This is a genomic window from Streptomyces sp. NPDC041200, from assembly GCF_055591805.1.
On record NZ_JBVIZF010000040.1, the window covers coordinates 14,110 to 31,673 of the forward strand.

12 protein-coding genes are annotated in these 17,564 nt (G+C 72.9%); 5 read left to right on the plus strand and 7 right to left on the minus strand.

The annotated features are described in order from the left end of the window. Nucleotides 1-34: 34 nt before the first annotated feature. Nucleotides 35-1,042, minus strand: a complete 1,008-nt coding sequence (locus tag ACZ6CL_RS37965) for a hypothetical protein (RefSeq protein WP_468944842.1) — start codon at nt 1,040-1,042, stop codon at nt 35-37. A gap of 270 nt (nt 1,043-1,312) precedes the next feature. On the opposite strand from ACZ6CL_RS37965, the gene ACZ6CL_RS37970 reads away from it, so the two are divergent. The 3 genes from ACZ6CL_RS37970 to ACZ6CL_RS37980 are packed head-to-tail and all read left to right on the plus strand — an operon-like array spanning nt 1,313 to nt 5,548. Then, nucleotides 1,313-2,791, plus strand: a complete 1,479-nt coding sequence (locus tag ACZ6CL_RS37970; RefSeq protein WP_468944845.1) for an FGGY family carbohydrate kinase — start codon at nt 1,313-1,315, stop codon at nt 2,789-2,791. 49 nt (nt 2,792-2,840) lie between these two features. Beyond that, nucleotides 2,841-4,289: an FAD-dependent oxidoreductase gene (locus ACZ6CL_RS37975; RefSeq protein ID WP_468944848.1), complete on the plus strand. Its 1,449-nt coding sequence runs from the start codon at nt 2,841-2,843 to the stop codon at nt 4,287-4,289. Next, a complete protein-coding gene (locus ACZ6CL_RS37980) occupies nt 4,286-5,548 on the plus strand; it encodes an NAD(P)/FAD-dependent oxidoreductase (RefSeq protein WP_468944851.1) in 1,263 nt (420 codons plus the stop codon). Before ACZ6CL_RS37975 ends, ACZ6CL_RS37980 begins: the two co-directional genes overlap by 4 nt. A 30-nt stretch (nt 5,549-5,578) precedes the next feature. Here ACZ6CL_RS37980 and ACZ6CL_RS37985 read toward each other — a convergent pair whose 3' ends face one another. Beyond that, nucleotides 5,579-5,953 carry an RNA-binding S4 domain-containing protein gene (locus tag ACZ6CL_RS37985; RefSeq protein WP_468944854.1) on the minus strand — a complete coding sequence of 125 codons (375 nt, stop codon included), beginning with the start codon at nt 5,951-5,953 and terminating at the stop codon, nt 5,579-5,581. 30 nt (nt 5,954-5,983) lie between these two features. Here ACZ6CL_RS37985 and lpdA point away from each other — a divergent pair, with 30 nt between their 5' ends. Beyond that, entirely contained in the window at nt 5,984-7,384 is a 1,401-nt protein-coding gene (lpdA, locus tag ACZ6CL_RS37990) for a dihydrolipoyl dehydrogenase (protein ID WP_468944855.1), read from the plus strand. Between the two features lie 12 nt (nt 7,385-7,396). Here lpdA and ACZ6CL_RS37995 read toward each other — a convergent pair whose 3' ends face one another. After that, nucleotides 7,397-7,621 (minus strand): hypothetical protein, encoded by a 225-nt coding sequence (locus tag ACZ6CL_RS37995; protein ID WP_468944858.1) that lies wholly within the window; start codon nt 7,619-7,621, stop codon nt 7,397-7,399. A gap of 202 nt (nt 7,622-7,823) precedes the next feature. Here ACZ6CL_RS37995 and ACZ6CL_RS38000 point away from each other — a divergent pair, with 202 nt between their 5' ends. Next, the gene (locus ACZ6CL_RS38000; protein ID WP_468944860.1) at nt 7,824-10,322 is read left to right on the plus strand and encodes a SpoIIE family protein phosphatase; all 2,499 of its coding nucleotides are present in this window, start codon (nt 7,824-7,826) and stop codon (nt 10,320-10,322) included. A gap of 9 nt (nt 10,323-10,331) precedes the next feature. Here the strand turns inward: ACZ6CL_RS38000 and ACZ6CL_RS38005 are convergent, their stop codons facing one another. The 4 genes from ACZ6CL_RS38005 to ACZ6CL_RS38020 form a co-directional block, all read right to left on the minus strand. Beyond that, complete coding sequence (locus ACZ6CL_RS38005; RefSeq protein WP_468944863.1) at nt 10,332-12,986, minus strand: hypothetical protein; 2,655 nt, start codon at nt 12,984-12,986, stop codon at nt 10,332-10,334. A 70-nt stretch (nt 12,987-13,056) separates the two neighbouring features. Next, entirely contained in the window at nt 13,057-14,817 is a 1,761-nt protein-coding gene (locus tag ACZ6CL_RS38010; protein ID WP_468944932.1) for an ATP-binding protein, read from the minus strand. A gap of 133 nt (nt 14,818-14,950) precedes the next feature. Beyond that, nucleotides 14,951-16,375, minus strand: a complete 1,425-nt coding sequence (locus tag ACZ6CL_RS38015) for a DUF2201 family putative metallopeptidase (protein WP_468944935.1) — start codon at nt 16,373-16,375, stop codon at nt 14,951-14,953. A 182-nt stretch (nt 16,376-16,557) separates the two neighbouring features. After that, a complete protein-coding gene (locus ACZ6CL_RS38020; protein ID WP_468944865.1) occupies nt 16,558-17,538 on the minus strand; it encodes an MBL fold metallo-hydrolase in 981 nt (326 codons plus the stop codon). Nucleotides 17,539-17,564 lie beyond the last annotated feature (26 nt).

Consider the following 17,564-nt stretch of genomic DNA (forward strand, 5'->3'; position numbering starts at 1 on the left):
AGCAGAGGCGGGAAAAGCGGTAAGGAAGAACGGCTCAGCCGTGGGAACCGGGTCTGTTACCGCGGGCGCCCGCGAGACAGCGGGCCCGGGCGCGCAGGAACATCTCCTCGGCCTGTGCGCGGTCATTCGCGTCGGGCGTGCGATAAGCCCAGGGGAGCGGGGTGAAATACGGTCCCAGTGCCTCGAAGACCCGGGCCGCTTCGGGGAATTGCAGCGCGCCCCACAGGGCGTGGGCCAGATGGTTGAGGTCCAGCAACGAGCTGGTCTCCCGGTCCGCGTGGTCGAACCAGAGGCGCAGCGCCTTGTCGGCGTCCCGCGCCGCGTCCTCGGTGGCCCAGTGCAGGTCCAGGGCCTTCTCGTAGCCCCGTTCCTCGCGGTACCGCTCGACGTGGACGTACAGCGGCAGCACATGCAGCGGGGAACCCCCGGGCGCCCCCGAGACCACCCACTGCACGAAGTTGACCGCCTCGGCCAGCGAACCACCAGCCCGCCGCGCGTACACGAACTGCAGCATCCGGTGGTACGCCTCGCGGTTGTGCGGATCGCGGCGGTCGGCCTCCGCCAGCAGCCCCCACGGACCGGGGAACAGCAGCGGCCCCGGCGGGTTCGTCCGGTGCTCCGGCTGCCGCTGCTCCTTGTCGAGCTGAGCGAGCGCCAGCAGACACACCCAGGGGACCGGGTCCGCGGGGGAGTTGTGCGCGGCCAGCTGGCAGGACTCCCAGGCCTCCCGCCACAGCTCGCGGGTGCGCTGGTGCCCCTCGCGATGGGCCCGCACCGCCCGCTCCACCGCCACCCGGGTGTGCATCACCAGCGCGGCGACGCACCGGGGTTCCTCGGCCCGCCACGCCTCCACCACGTTCGACCCGGCCGCCACCGCGGCCAGCACCTGGGTGCGCTGCGTCCACTGGGCCCAGGTCGGTGTCCCGGCCAGCAGGTCGCGCATGGATATCCAACGCCCCGTGCGCACGTCCTGCAGCGCGCTGCGCAGTCCGCTGTCGTAGCCCGCCGGGTGGTAGACGGGGCGGGACACTTCCTCGGGCATCGGATGACTTTCGGACGGAGCGTGATGGACCGGGCGCGACGGATTCCAGGGCCCGACGAGTGGATGCCCGGGATCCTATAGCCATCCCGTCATGACTCAAGGGGGGCCTGGGCCCGCATCCGGCGCGCGGCCATGGGCCGGTTCCGGCAAGCGGGCGCCGGACGTGCGGTCTTGACGCGGCCTCGTCGCTGCACCACGCTTTCAGCCAAGATCTACGCCGCCACCGAAGAAGCCCCCCACCGAAGAAGCCCCTTCACCGAAGAACCGGACATGCTGCCTGTCCCAGAGCGTCCCCACCGCGCACCCACGGGCCCCGCGACCGGAGCGGTGCTCGCCATCGACCAAGGCACCTCGGGCACCAAGGCGCTGGTCCTCTGCCCGGAGCGCGGTGTGCTCGGCTCCGCCGAGGTGGCCGTGCACCCGCGCCACCTCCCCGGCGGGCTGGTCGAGGTCGACCCCGCCGACCTGCTCGCGTCCGTCGTCGGCGCCGGACGCCAGGCGCTCGCACGGGCCGGTGAGCCGGTGGTGGCGGCCGGCCTCGCCAACCAGGGCGAGACGGTGCTGGTGTGGGACCCCGCGACCGGCGCCCCGCTGACCGACGCCCTGGTGTGGCAGGACCGGCGGGCGGAGACGGTGTGCGCGGACCTCGCGGAACACGCCGACAGCCTGCGCCACCTCACCGGACTGCCCCTCGACCCGTACTTCGCCGCGCCCAAGATGGCCTGGCTGCGCCGCCACCGGACCCGCGAGGGCGTCGTCACCACCAGCGACGTCTGGCTGATCCACCAGCTCACCGGCGCGTTCGTCACCGACGCGGCCACCGCCGGGCGCACCGGGCTGCTCGACCTCGACCGCGTCGCATGGTCCCCGGAGGCGCTGGACCTCTACGGGCTGACGGCCGAACAGATGCCCCGGGTCGTCGACGCGGACACCATGGCCGGGACCACCACCGCCTTCGGTGGCGAGGTCCCGCTCACCGGACTCCTCGTCGACCAGCAGGCCGCCCTGCTGGCCCAGAGCGTCACTGAGCCCGGCGCCGCCAAATGCACGTACGGCACCGGCGCGTTCCTGCTCGCCCAGACCGGACCCCGGCCCCGCCGTGGCACCAGCGGCCTGGTGAGCTGCGTGGCCTGGCGGCTCGGCGGGAACACCAGCTACTGCCTCGACGGACAGGTGTACACCGCCGCCTCCGCCGTGCACTGGCTCACCGGTCTGGGTGTGATCGGCGGACCCCGGGACCTCGACCCGGTGGGCGGCTCCGTGCCGGACACCGGGGGAGTGACGTTCGTACCGTCGCTCGCCGGACTCGCCGCCCCCTGGTGGCGCGGCGATCTGCGGGGCTCGGTGACCGGCCTCGGCCTCGACACCACCGCCGGGCATCTGGTGCGCGCCCTGTGCGAGGGCATCGCCGCGCAAGTGGCCGAGATCGCCGACGCGGCCGCCACCGACCTGGGCGCACCGCTCACCACCCTCCGGGCCGACGGGGGCCTCACCCGCTCCGCGCTGCTCATGCAGGCCCAGGCCGACCTGCTGCAACTGCCCGTCGAAGTGTCCGCCCTGCCCGATGTGACCGCCCTCGGTGTGGGCGCCGTCGCCCGGCTGGGACTCGACCCCGGGCTGCCGCTCACCCAGGCCGTCCCGGAGTGGAAACCGGCCGCCGTCTACACACCGCGGATCAGCGCGGACGAGGCCGCCGAGCGCCGGGCCGGTTTCCGGTCGGCCGTGGCCGCGCTGCTGACCCGCCACTGAGCAGCTGCCCCGTGTCCGAGCAACCGCACCAGGAGCCGAGGAACCCAGCATGACCGTAACGACCACGGGTGACCTTCCCGGCGAGGTCTACGACGTGGCCATCATCGGCGCCGGGGTGGTCGGCACCGCCATCGCCCGCGAACTCGCCGCGCACCGGCTGCGCATCGCCCTCGTGGAGGCCTCCGACGACGTCGGCGACGGCACCTCCAAGGCCAACACCGCGATCCTGCACACCGGTTTCGACGCCACTCCCGGCACCCTGGAAGCCCGGCTGGTGCGCGAGGGCTACCGGCGGCTGAACACCTACGCCGCCGAGGCGGGCATCCCGGTGGAACCGCTCGGCGCGCTGCTCGTCGCCTGGGACGCCGAACAGCTCGCCGCGCTGCCCGCGCTCGCCGAGAAGGCCGGACGCAACGACTGCCACGACACCCGTATCCTCGCCGCGGACGAGGTGTACGCGCGCGAACCGCATCTGGGCCCCGGCGCCCTCGGCGCCCTGGAAGTCCCCGGCGAGAGCATCATCTGCCCCTGGACGACCACCCTCGCCTACGCCACCCAGGCGGTGCGCGCCGGAGCCGACCTCCACCTCAACTGCACCGCCGAAGCCATCACCGCCCCCGGAACCAGCACCACAGACGGCCACCACGACATCGCCACCACCCGTGGCCCGTTGCGCGCCCGCTACCTCGTCAACGCCGCCGGACTGTACGCGGACGAGATAGACCGGCGGCTCGGCCACACCGAGTTCAGCGTCACCCCGCGGCGCGGCCAGCTCATCGTGTTCGACAAGTTCGCCCGCGGCCTGGTCGGCCACATCCTGCTGCCGGTGCCCACGGCACGCGGCAAGGGCGTGCTGGTGGCGCCCACCGTCTACGGCAACGTCATGCTCGGCCCGACCGCGGAAGACCTCGACGACAAGCGCGCCACCGGCTCCTCGGCCGCCGGGCTCTCCCTGCTCCGCGACAACGGCGCCCGCATCATGCCGGAGCTGCTGGACGAGGAGGTCACCGCGGTCTACGCGGGGCTGCGCGCCGCCACCGAACACGCCGACTTCCAGATCCGTGCTCACCCCGAACAGGCCTACGTGGCCGTGGGCGGCATCCGCTCCACCGGGCTGACGGCCTCGATGGCCATCGCCGCCCACGTACGGGACCTCCTCGTCGACTGCGGCCTCGACCCGGGCCCCGCGCGGGACCTCGAACCACCCCGCATGCCGAACCTCGGCGAGGCCTTCCGCCGCCCCTACCAGCGTGCCGACCTCATCGCCGCCGATCCCGCGTACGGCACCGTCGTCTGCCACTGCGAGCGCGTCACCCGCGGCGAGATCCGCGACGCGCTGCGCGCCACCGTGCCGCCGGGCTCGCTCGACGGGCTGCGGCGCCGCACCCGCGCGCTGGGCGGCCGCTGCCAGGGCTTCTACTGCGGAGCCGCCGTACGCGCCCAGTTCGACGAGGCCCGCGCCACCCCCGCCGCCGCACCGACCGAGGTCCGCCGATGACCGCCGACGACACCGCGGACCGCACCCACCGCACCGTGGACGTCCTGGTCATCGGCGCCGGGCCCGCCGGACTCGCCACCGCCACCCGGCTGGCCGAAGCCGGAGTGGACACCGTCCAGGTCATCGACCGCGAGCAGCACGCCGGGGGCATCCCCCGCCACTGCCATCACACCGGATTCGGACTGCGCGATCTGCACCGTATGCTCAGCGGCCCGGACTACGCCCGCCGCCACATCGCCGCCGCGCTGCGCGCCGGGGTCAGCCTGCGCACCGGCGTCACCGCCACCGGATGGGCCGGGCCGCGCACCGTGGACCTCACCGCGCCGACCGGGCTGGAGCGCGTCACCGCCAGGGCCGTGGTCCTCGCCACCGGTGCCCGCGAACGCCCCCGCAGCGCCCGGATGGTGCCCGGCACCCGGCCCGCGGGCGTCTACACCACCGGGCAGCTGCAGCAAGCCGTCCATGCGCACCACCAGACCATCGGCCGCCGCGCGGTCGTCGTGGGGGCCGAACGCGTCGGCTACTCCGCGGTCGACACCCTCCACGCCGCCGGGGTCGAGGTCGCCGCCATGCTCACCGGCTTGCCCCGCCACCAGGCCCACCCGGCGCGCCCTCTCGCCGCCCGGCTGCGCCACGGCGTCCCGCTGCTCACCGACACCACCGTGACCGGACTGACCGGCCGCAACCGGCTGACGGGCGTCCGCGTGGGACACCGGGACGGCCGGGCCGCGACCATCGGCTGCGACACCGTGGTGTTCACCGGCGACTGGATCCCCGACCACGAACTGGCCCGCGACGCCGGGATCCCCCTCGACCCCGGCACCCGGGGGCCGGAGACCGACGCCGGGTTCCGTACCCGCGCGCCCGGGGTCTTCGCGGTGGGCAATCTGCTGCACCCCGTCGAGACGGCCGCCACCGCCGCGCTGGACGGCCGGTTCGCGGCCGGTCCGGTGCTGCGCCACCTGGCCGGTGCGCCGTGGCCGGAGGCCCCGCTCCCGGTCCGCACCGACGCGCCGCTGCGCTGGGTGGCGCCGGGCCGGATCGCCCCGGACGGCCCGCCCCCGCCGTATCGCCGCTTCACCCTGCGCACCGCCGCGTTCCTCACCCGGCCGGTGCTCACGGTCCGCCAGGACGGCCGCACCCTGCACCGGCAGCATGTCCCGCGCACCGTGGCCCCCGGGCGTCCGCTCCATCTGTCCGCCGACTGGATCACCCGGGCCGACGCGCACGGCGGCCCGGTACGGATCGCCGTCGAGTGACCGAAGCGCCCGCGCCGGGGGGCCTCAGCGTCACAGCCCCCGCAATCGCTCCATCTCACGCCGGTCACGCTTGGTCGGGCGGCCCGTGCCACGGTCGCGCAGCCCGATGGGCACGGCCTGCTCCTTCGGCGGCGGGGGCGGGCTGTTGTCGACGTAGCACTCGACCGCCACGGTCGCCCCGACCCGCTTGCGCACGATCCGCGACACCACCACGACCCGGTCCCGCCCCGCGTGGCGCAGCCGCACCTCGTCACCCTGCCGCACCGCCTGGGCGGGCTTGACGCGCTCCCCGTTGACGCGGACGTGCCCGGCCCGGCAGGCCGACGCGGCGAGCGACCGCGTCTTCGTGAGCCGCACCGACCAGATCCAGCTGTCGACCCGAACGGACCCCTCGTCTGAAGCCATACCCCGACTCTAATGTCTAAGGTGCGACGCATGAGCGCACATTTTGACGTCGTGGTCCTGGGGGCGGGGTCGGGCGGCTATGTGGCGGCGATCCGCGCCGCGCAGCTGGGCCTGCGCACGGCCGTCGTCGAGGAGCGGTTCTGGGGCGGGGTCTGCCTGAACGTCGGGTGCATCCCGTCCAAGGCCCTGCTGCGCAACGCCGAGCTGGCCCATCTGCTCACCCATGAGGCGCGCGCCTTCGGCATTCGGGTGGACGGCGAGCTGAACCTCGACTATCAGGCGGCGTACGACCGCAGCCGCAAGGTGGCGGACGGCCGGGTCAAAGGCATCCACTACCTGATGAAGAAGAACAAGATCACGCAGTACGACGGGCGGGGCGCCTTCACCGACCCCCACACGCTGCGGGTCACGCTCGCCGACGGCCGGGTGGAGGCGCTCTCGTTCGACCACTGCGTCATCGCGGCCGGGGCCACCGCCAACCTGCTGCCCGGCACCTCGCTCAGCGAGCGGGTGGTGACCTACGAGGAGCAGATCCTCGCGCCGGACCTGCCCGGCAGCGTCCTGATCGCGGGCGCGGGCGCCATCGGTGTCGAGTTCGCGTACATCATGCACAGCTACGGGGTGCAGGTGACGCTCGTGGAATTCCTGGACCGGATCGTGCCCCTGGAGGACGAGGACGTCTCCGCCGAGCTGACCCGCCGCTACCGCAGGCTCGGCATCAACATCCTCACCTCCACCCGGGTCGAGGCGATCAACGACGCGGGCTCCGCCGTCAAGGTCATGGTCACCACGGGCGGCCAGCGCCAGACCCTGCAGGCCGGGAAGGTGCTTCAGGCCATCGGATTCCGGCCGCGGGTGCAGGGGTACGGGCTGGAGCGCGCCGGGGTCCGGCTGACCGACCGGGGCGCCATCGACGTCGACGGCCGGTGCCGCACGAGCGTGCCGCACATCTTCGCGGTCGGCGACGTGACCGCCAAGCTGATGCTGGCCCACGCCGCCGAGGCGATGGGCATCGTCGCGGCGGAGACCATCGGCGGCGCGGAGACCATGGAACTCGACTACGTGATGATTCCGCGCGCGACCTTCTGCCAGCCGCAGATCGCCAGCTTCGGCTGGACCGAGGCCCAGGCACGCGAACGCGGCTTCGACGTCAAGGTGGCCACCTTCCCGTTCACCGCCAACGGCAAGGCCCACGGACTGGGCGACCCCGGCGGCTTCGTGAAGCTGATCAGCGACGGCCGCCACGGCGAACTGCTCGGCGGTCACCTCATCGGCCCCGAGGTCACCGAACTGCTGCCGGAACTCACCCTCGCGCAGCAGTGGGATCTGACGGTCCACGAGCTGGCCCGCAACATCCACGCCCACCCCACCCTCGGCGAGGCGGTGAAGGAGGCCGTCCACGGCCTCGCGGGCCACATGGTCAACCTGTAGCCGCGGCCGCCATCAGGTCTGGCACGAGCTGGAGTCCGACGCGCCCAGAAGGTTGACGGGCACGGTGACGAAGGAGAACTGGTTGCTGGCGCACACGCCGGGGAAGGCCGTGTTGCTGGTGTTGTTAACGGTGACATCGGGGCCGTCAGCCGCGGCGGCACCGGCCGTGGCGACGGCGAGGGACGCGGCGGTGAGGGCGAGCGTGGACAAGGCCGTCCGGATACGCATGGGTCGCATGGGAACTCCTTGCTGGGTTGATTGGCCGGATATGACCGGCTTCCCGCCTATAGTGCCCCTTTGGTGGCAGATCGTGGACCAGCGTCCCTCCAATGGCGGATGACGACCGGTCAGCGCATGGCCCGGACGGACATCGCAGCCCCCGCACCGCCTGTCACCAGGTGTGACGTGTCGGCATATATGAGATAAAAACCCTGTGAAGGTGCGTTCGGCCCTGGGCTTGCGCAGCGTCGCCGGGCAGGTGTGCGCCCTGATGCTGGTGATCGTGACGCTTCTGGTGCTCGCCACCGGAGCCACCCTGGTCCTTCAGGCCCGCAGCGGACACGCGAGCCAGGCCCGGGGGCGCGCCCTCAACCTCGCGCAGACCTTCGCGGCCGCCCCTGGCGTCCGGCGCGCGCTGGAGTCCCGCAACCCCTCCGCGGTCCTCCAGCCCTACGCGGCGAGGCTCCGGCGCGATTCCGGCGTCGCCTACATCGTGGTGACCAGCCCCCGGGGCGTCCGCTACACCGACCCCGACCCGAAGCGCATCGGCACCCACGCCGCCATCCGCCTCTATCCGGCCACGGCGGGCCGACCCTTCACGGACAAGGCCCCCGCCGTCGCCCTCTCCACCCCCTCCGTCCGCGGTGCCGTTCCCGTCACCGGTGCCGGGCGCCGGGTCATCGGCATCGTCAACGTCGGCGTCACTCTTCCCGGCGTGTCCGTGTCGGTGGGCCGTCAACTGCCCGTGCTCTACGGAACCACGGCGCTCGCCCTTCTCCTCGGCGCGGGCGGCGCGGCACTGGTCGGCAGACGGCTGCGGCGCCAGACCCACCGGCTGGACCCCGCCGAGATCACCAGAATGTACGAACACCACGACGCCGTGCTGCGCGCCGTCCGCGAAGGCGTGCTCATCCTCGACGGCCAGGGGCGGCTGGTGCTCGCCAACGACGAGGCCCGGCGGCTGCTCAGACTGCCGCCGGAGGTGCGCGGCGGGCGGATCACCGAGGCCGGTCTGGCGCCGGAGACCGCCGGACTGCTCGCCTCCGGCCGGACCGTCACCGACGAGGTCCTCCAGGTCGGGGACCGGCTGCTGGTCGTCAACCAGCGCCCCACCTCGGGCGGTGGACAGCTCTGGGGCAGCGTCGCCACCCTGCGCGACACCACCGAACTCCAGGCGCTGACCCACAAGGCCGACGCGGCCCTGGCACGCCTGGAACTCCTCTACGACGCGAGCGTCGGCGTGGGCACCACCCTCGACATGTCACGCACCGCCGAGGAACTGGCCGACGTCGCGGTCCCGCGCTTCGCCGACTTCACCACCGTCGACCTGCTGGAGTCCGTGCTGCGCGGTGAGGAGCCGGTCGACGCGCGGTCCCGTATGCGCCGCGTCGCGGTCAGCGCCGTACGAGAGGAGCGGCCCCGCCCGCCGTCCGGCCACACCCTGCTGGCCGTCCCGCTCAGCGCCCGCGGGGTGCTGCTGGGGCAGGTCGAGTTCCGGCGGCTGGAGGGCGCCGCCCCCTTCGACGACGAGGACCGGTCCTTCGCCGACGAACTCGTCGGCCAGGCGGCCGTCGCCGTCGACAACGCCCGGCGGTACGCGCGCGAACACGCCACCGCGCTGGCCCTGCAGCAGAGCCTGCTGCCCCGCGGCAGGCCCGAACAGCACGCCGTCGAAGCCGCCTACCGCTATCTGCCCGCCCACGCCGGAGTGGGCGGCGACTGGTTCGACATCATCCCGCTGTCCGGCGCCCGGGTCGCCCTCGTCGTCGGCGACGTCGTCGGCCACGGACTGCACGCGGCCGCCACCATGGGACGGCTCCGCACCGCGGTCCACAACTTCTCCGTCGTCGACCTGCCGCCCGACGAACTGCTCACCCAGCTCGACGACGTGGTGGCGCTGCTCGACCAGGAGGAGGCCGCCAGGAACGGCGGCATCGGCGCGGTCGGGGCCAGCTGTCTGTACGCCGTCTACGACCCCGTCGCACAGCGCTGCACCCTGGCGCGGGCGGGTCATCCGCCGCCCGTCGTCGTCGACCCGGGCGGTAGCGTGACCATCCCGGACCTGCCCGCCGGGCCGCCGCTGGGGCTCGGCGGGCGGCTCTTCGAGGCGTCCGCGATCCCGCTGGCCGCGGGCAGCAGGCTGGTCCTCTACACCAACGGACTCGTCCAGGACCGCGAACGGGACATCGACACCGGACTCGACCTGCTGCGCCGGGCCCTCGCCTCCACCGACCCCGACCCGGGACGCACCTGTGACGCCGTGATGCGCGCCCTGCTGCCGCCGCGCCCCACCGACGACGTGGTCCTGCTCGTCGCCCGCACCACCGCCCTGGACGAACGGCACGTCGCCTCCTGGGACCTGCCCTCGGACCCCTCCGTGGTCGCCGGGATGCGGGCCGCGGTGGCCCGCACCCTGACCGACTGGGACCTGGACGAGGCGGTCTTCACCACCGAACTGGTGGTCAGCGAACTCCTCGGCAACGCCATCCGGCACGCCGACGGCCCGATCCGCCTGCGGCTGCTGCGCAACCGCACACTGATCTGCGAGGTCGCCGACGGCAGCAGCACCTCCCCGCATCTGCGCCGCGCCGCCATCACCGACGAGGGGGGCCGGGGGCTGTTCCTGGTCGCCCAGATGGTCCAGCGCTGGGGCACCCGCTACACCAGCGAAGGAAAGATCATCTGGGCCGAGCAGGATCTGCCTCCGGGCCTCAGCTGAGGATGGCTCCTAACTGACGATCGCGGCCGTCGTGGTCAGCAGCTCGGGGAGGGTGCCGGTGAAGTCGGGCAGCAGCCGCAGCGCCAGCGCCCACGCCTCCGGGTCCTCGCCCAGATGCGTGGCGGCCAGCTCCAGGGCCGCGCGGCCGACCGCGCGCGCCGCCGGGTCCGGCCCGCCCTGCCCCGTCCGGTCGTGGTGGTACATCAGATAGGCGGCCGCGTGCCCGGCCGGCCTCGCCTCGTACAGGACGTCCAGCGGGGTCAGCATGCCGAGGCGGGCCGCCCTGTCCAGCCACTCGTTCCGGCGGTGGCGCCGCGGCAGCGGATAGTGGCGAACCAGGTCCAGGGGGCTCGGCCGGGGCTCGGTGGACTTGTGCGTATGCATGTCGTGATCGAGCCGCAGCGACGCCACTCCGCAGTCGGCGCGCAACTCCTCCGGGCAGCCGTCCTCATGGGCGAGCACCACCAGCAGGGCGTCGGGGAGCGGATCGCGCTCATGCTCCCGTACCAGCTCCGCCCAGGGCAGCCCCGGCCCGGTCTCCTCGGCCATTCGCTCCAGCGCCGGTGTGGCGAGGTCGACGGTGCCGCATTGGGAGCGCAGGAACTCCACCTGACCCGCCGGCCCACGGGAGCGCGCCAGCTCCGTGCGCAGCACCGACAGACCGTCAGCCGCCTCCAGCGCGCTCCGGACGATCTCATGGGTGGCCTTCGGTAGCGGATGCTTGCGGCTGCGGCGCTCGGGGAACTCGGTCTCCTCCAGGAGCCCCCGCACCTCCTCGGCACCGTGCCGCTCCCACACCTTGACCAGCAGATGCAACTGCCCGGCGAGCGTATGCAGCTTTATCTTGCCGAGCAGGATGCGGGCCAGCCGCGGATCACCCGATTCGCAGATCGGCAGCAGCCAGTGCCGCCGCCCGCTGACTCGGATCTCCTCGATCAGCTCATCGGTGAGCGGCAGCGGCTCCGTTCCCGGTACGGGGCCGAAGCGGCGGCCCGCGAGGACGCCCCGGCGCTGCTCGTCGGTGAGCGCCGTATACACATACAGCGGTGTGTTGATCTCGGGGTCGTCGTGGAGCAGCAGTTCCTCGATCGTGTCCGCGGGCAGCTCCCAGTCGGAGGCGATACACGCCAGCACCGATGTGCCGTGGAGGCTGACGAACAGGTCGCGCAGGGCGGGCGAGGGCTGGTGGAAGACCAGCAGATGCTGGACGCAACGCCGGTCCAGATGGGGCGCGAGCGCCATCCGCACCTCCTCCGTGGCCTCCTGGAACAGCTGGAGGAACACCGCGCGGGCCCCCTCCGGACGCTTCACGGGATATTCGGCTTCCAGCGGCCTCGGCCAGCTCTTGCCGCGGTGCTTGGCCTGCTGCTCGACGGCGGCGGCGACCAGCTCCGCACTCGTCCCCTTAAAGCGGGGGAGCAGCGAATACAGCGCGCGCCAGGCCGCGAAGCCGTCGCCCAGCCGCTCCAGCAGCCCGGCCATGGCCGGGCCGAGCGGGTCCGTGCGGTACGGCAGCGAGGCCAGGACCCGGGAGGCGGGCCGCACCTCGGCCAGGACGCGGTCCACCGGGTACGCACCTTCCCGGATGCCGCGCCGCAGCAGATGCGCCAGGCGGTCGTGGTGGTAGCCGTCCTTCCAGTCGGTCTCGGTGAGCAACCGCCAGGGCAGTGGGGAGGTGTCCGGGAGGTGGGAGGACTGCCGGTACGCGGCCAGCACCAGCTCGTCCGGGCAGTCCGGGCGGGATGCCAGCAGCTTGAGCGGGAGCCATGGGAAGGGCTCGCGCTTGTGCTCGGTCAGCAGCAGTTCCCAGTCCACGGCACCCAGCGGGAACTTCCCGTACCCTTGCGTGAGTTCACGGAGGCGACGCACCAGCTCATCCCCGGTCGGTGGCGGTGCGTCCTTCTCGGCTTCCCGGGCCGCCGCCTCGTCTTGGGACGCCTTCTCACCGCTGGACGCCCTCTCTCCGACGGATGCTGCCTCGCCCTCGGAAGCCGCCTCGGCGGCCACCCGCTCGGCCCTCTCCAGCACGGCGGCCGGGTCCTGGGCCGCTGCCGCCAGGCGCACCACATCCGTCACCGCTGAGTGCAGAAAGGGCACTTCGGCCAGGGCTGCCAGCTCGGCCACTCCGCCGTGGGTGAGCGTCGCGTGGCAGGCCTTCAGCTGCTGGGGGATGTCCAGCGTGGTGCCGATCTTCTCGATCACATACCGCACCACCTCGGGGAACGGCGCGTCCAGCGCCGGGAGCAGGTCCTCCGACGCGGTGGCGGACAACAGGAAGTCCACCAGGCCGCCCGGGGCGCGCCAGCCGGGGGCGGCCGGATGCGCGGCCGCCGCGCCGAGCACCGCACCCCGTAGATCCTGCCGCCAGGAGCCGGGCAGCGGCCCCTCGTAGAGCATCCGGGCGAGGCCGGGGTCGGCCAGCTCGGCGAGCCGGAGCATGACGGCCTGCCGCTCGGCGCCGACCCGCGCCCCGGCCAGGGCCTCCAGCAGCTCCCGGTCGCCGGAGGCGAACACCTCGTCCACCAGATGTGCGGGCAACCGCAGCCGGGACCGGAGCAGGGCCAGGGTCTCCTGGCGGAGCCGGGGTATCAGCGCCGGGGTGAGGGAGGGCCCGGCGAGCTGGAAGGTGGTGGACACCAGGGTGTCCCGTTCGTAGGTCACCACGCGGGGTGCGCTCCGTTCATCGTTCGGTACCGCGGTGAAAGCGGGGAGGGGCGAGGGAGGTGAGGAGACGTCATCCGGCGCCGGACAGCTCGGTCATCCGGGCCAGCGCGCCGATCCAGAACCGCTGCCGCTCCGGCGACTGGCCCACCATGTGGGCGGCGCGCAGCTTGGGCGGCATATGGCGCAGCAGCCGGGCGACTACCTCGGCGTTCCGCTTGAGCTGGGACACCTCGGCGTTGGCGAGCACCTGGTGCACCAGGTCGGTGTCATTGGTCCCCTCGGCCGACGTCTCGGACGCGGCCGCGAGCCGCGCCTCCCAGCGGTCCACGTCACGCGCCATCTCCCGCAGACCGATCACCCGCTGCTCGGCCTGCTCGGCGAGTCGCGCCTCCAGCTTGGACAGCGGCACCGGGGCGTACTCGCCCTCGCCCAGGTAGATCAGCCCCGTCTCCAGCGGCTGCCCGGCGTGGTGGAGTTTGATCAGCCGCTCCAGGGTGCGCTTGGTGATCCAGTCCCGGCCCTCGTCGTCGATGTCGTTCTTCCACCACTCCAGAACCGTCTCGGCCACCTCGCCGTAGGTGCCGATCAGCCACTCGTTGGCCGGGATGTCCTGCGGGTTCACCTCGTAGCTCACCGTGAAACGGCTGGCCTGGGCCACGTTGTTGCTGCTGACCAGCAGCTTGCGGCCGAGGTGGTACGGCGGGTTCTGCAGCGCGACCTGGGCGCGCAGCCCCGGGATCGGCCGCCCGGCCAGCGACCACTCCTGGGTGATCTCCATCAGCTTGGCGAAGGTGGCCTTGTCCTTGGGGCGGTTGTACTCGTCCCAGACGATCACCTTCGGCTCGGGCCCCATCAGCACCCGGCTGAACAGGGTGTCCAGCGTGCCGTCCGGAGTGGGGATCGGCACGCACAGGTCTTCCACGTTGGTCACCGGCAGCGAGAAGTACACCGGATCGCTGCCGCTCTCCTCGCGGACCACCGCCTTGGTGATCTCCGTCTTGCCGCAGCCGGGCGGGCCCTGGAGCAGCACCGCCCAGTTCTCCCGGACCGCGGTGCGGAGGATGGACCGGACCGGGTCGGGGATTGTGGCCGGGTTGGCGAGCCCCAGGGCCCCGGCGATGGCGTCGAGAAGCTCGGCGGTGCGGTCCGGGCCGAGGGTGCCGTCGGCCCCGCGGTCGCGCAGCCGCAGCCGCACCCCGCCCACCAGCGGCAGCCCCCAGGAGAGCGGAAACCCGGCGCGGGCGCAGTCCAGGACGTGCTGGAGGGTACGCGGGGCGAGCAGCGAGCGCAGATACGGGGTGAGCCCGGCCCAGATCTGGAACACCCCGGTCAGGTCCCAGTCCTCGTACCGCTCGGCCAGCGTGGACCGCCAGGCGGTGTCGTTGGCCGTGATCCGCAGGGTGACCATGCGGTCCAGGACGGCCAGATCGCCGCGCCGGGCGCTGGTCTCCGCCAGCGACTCGTTGTCCGCGAGGAACACCCCGACACAGCCGAGCGCGCGCAGATCGTGTTCGCCCAGCGTCCAGTTGCAGGCGATCTGCATCAGCTGGGACTGGATGGTCTCCCCGGCCTGCAGCGAGTCGTCGATGAGGAGCACGAAGGGCACACCCGGGGTGAGCTGACGCATAATCAGTTGAGTGAGCACCAGCTCCCCGGTGCGCTCGTCCCGCACCGGCGCGTTCACCAGCAGATCGTCGGGGGTGAGGTTGGCCGCCGGGACCAGGATCACCTCGGTGCCCGGATGGGCCTTCGGGATGTAGGACAGAAACGTCGATGTCTTGCCGATCCCGTGCTCGCCGAAGACCTGGCCGGTCTGCCGCATCGCGATCATGGCGCTGATGAACTGCTCCAGCCGGGCCCCGGCCCGGTCCACACTGCTCACGGTGACTGAATCCCCCGTTGTTCCGTGTCGTTCGTCTGTGCACGCCCCCGCCCCGCCCGGCGGCCGGGGACCGTTCCTCGGCTCAGCTGTCGCCGGTGACCACCCGGTGGCAGGCCATCGGCGGGTCGTGCCGCTCCGGCCAGTCGTCACCGCCGTCCGTGATCAGCCAGATCCACCGGTCGGGCTCGGCCGGGGCCACCGTGGGGGCGTGGCCGTCGGTGACCATGATCACCGCGTCGGCGCGCTCCTCGAACCGCCGCCCGTCCACGGCCCGCCGCCCCTCCACGTAGTCCACGACCTGCTGGAAGTCGGTCCCCCCGCCGCCGCGCACCCGCTCGCCCGGGACGAACGGCATCAGCGCGCCGTCGAAGCTCAGCCAGTGGCTCTCGACCCCCTCGGCGCGGCCCACCAGTGAGGTGATCCAGTCGATCACCGGCTGGGGCATCGATCCCGAGGTGTCCAGCGCGATGACCACGACCTTGGTGCGCTCCGCGCCCCGCCGCGCCAGCATCGGGTCGTGCCCGAGCGCCAGCAGCACCGCCCCCTGCTTCTTCGGGTAGATCAGCCGCTCGCCCTCGCGCAGCTTGGAGGCGAGGGTGTCCGACAGCCAGCGCCGCCACCACTCCACCCGCCGGGTCCGCTGCGTCTCGCCGCGCAGCGCGCCAAGACCCATCCGCCCCCACATCTTCTCCAGCCGCTTGCCGCCGCCGGTCGTGCGGTCCGCGAGGGCCAGCAGTTCGTCCCGGGCGAGCCCTTCGCCGCGCAGCGCGCCGCGCGTCACCTCGGCGAGCGTCTCCTCGACGGCCGAGGTCACCGCCTCCGCGTCCATCGGCAGCCGGTGCTTCTCCCCACCGCCCTCGCCGTCCCCGCCGGGGCTCATATGGATGCACAGGACCGGCGGCACGGGAGGGGTGCGCATCCGTTTCAGCTCGCCGTAGATCCTCAGGTCGGTCTCGGTGAAGTGGCGGTAGGACAGCGGTTCGAGGCCCTGCTCGCGCAGGTCGGCCACATACCGCCGGTGCACCTCGTGCGGATCGACGCCCACCGGCTCCCGGCGGGTGCCGCCCGCGCCGTCCGGCACCTCACGGGTCGGCAGACCGCCCTGCGCCAGCCGGGCCAGCGCCACATGGTTGATCGCGACTTCGGCCGCCAGGTCGAAGACCGGGTCGGCGCGCAGCGCCTCGTCCACGTACAGATGGCGGTGGATCAGATGCCGTGCCTCGTGGAACAGGACGAACCGCACCCCGCTCGGCCCGATCGCGACGAAGAACTCCGGGTTGTACAGCAGCAGACAGGTGCCGTCCCCCGTGGCCACCACCGCCGCCGTGTCCACCGCCGTGGTGGGGATCTGGTGGTGGCACTTCGCGTACAGCCACGAGGACACCACGCTGTCCTTGACCCCGAAGTCCAGCAGCGCCGCCTCCTTGAGCCTGCGGCCCTCCTCGGCCACCGCCGGATCGTCGGGCCCACAGGCCAGCAGCGCCCGGCGGTCGGCCAGGTCGATCACCCCCCGGCCCGGCGCGTGCCGGCTTTCCCCCGCTACCTGTGCCACTGCCTTCCCTCCGCTGCGACCCGCACGGGAGCGTAACCCCTCGCCGTGGGCAGCCCCTTGCCGTCCACTACCCGAGAACGTTATCCGGCGGGTACGACAACGCGGACGGACGGTCAGCGCGGTGGCCGCCCGCTTCGTCAGCCCTGCCGCAGGTCCCAGGCCACCTGGGCGACATCGGCGATCATGGCGACGATGTCCGGCCGGTCCTCCCCGCCGTTCAGGTGCCGGTACTCGGTGCCCACCGTGATCACCATGCGCTCGGGCAGCCCCGGCCCGGGGAAGGCGTTCTCGGCGATGATCTTGCGGGCCGCCTCCAGGGCGGGGACCCCGGCCGCGTGCAGCTGGTGCGCCCGGTCCCGGATGTGCTCCAGATAGCCGATGTGGCCCCGGACGCCCTCCCGGTCCAGCACCGGGCCGTGGCCGGGGACGATGGTCTGCGCGCCGGTGTCCAGCACCCGCTGACAGGCGGCGATCACACTGTCCAGCGGACCGGCCCAGTGCACCGCGTGGTCGCCGGGGTCCTGGGGGCTGGAGGCGAAGATGACATCGCCGGTGAACGCCACCTTCTGCTGGGGCAGATACGCGATGAGATCGCCGGTGGTGTGCGCGGCGGGCAGCGCGGTCAGCCGCACCGGCACCTGTCCGATCCGCAGGTCCAGTTCGCCCGTGAAGGTCGTCGTGGGCTCGACGACCTCGGTGCCGTCCCAGTCGAACCGTCCGAAGTGGCTCTGGAGATACCACCCGAGCGGTGTCGCCGGGTCGCTGCCGCGCACCATGGCGTGCAGCTGCTGCGGGGCCGGTTCGTACTCGATGTGGCCGAGCGCCTCGCGGGTGGCCACGACATCGGCGCCGCGCACGACCTCCGCGCCCCACAGATGGTCACCGTTCGCATGGGTGACGATCACTCGCCCGATCCTGCCGCCCTCGGGCAGCAGCGACCGGCTGCGCTCCAGGAAGTCCTGGGCCATGTGCCGGTCGTAGGGGGTGTCGATCCAGGCGGCGGCGCCATCGGGGGACACGATCAGTCCACAGTTGGCGAGCCCCCAGCCCGCGCTGGGCGTGGGAGTCCACAGGTGCACACCGTCGGCGAGGGGGAGGAGTGGCGATTGCGAGTTCATGCTCGCACAGTACTCACCGGGACCGG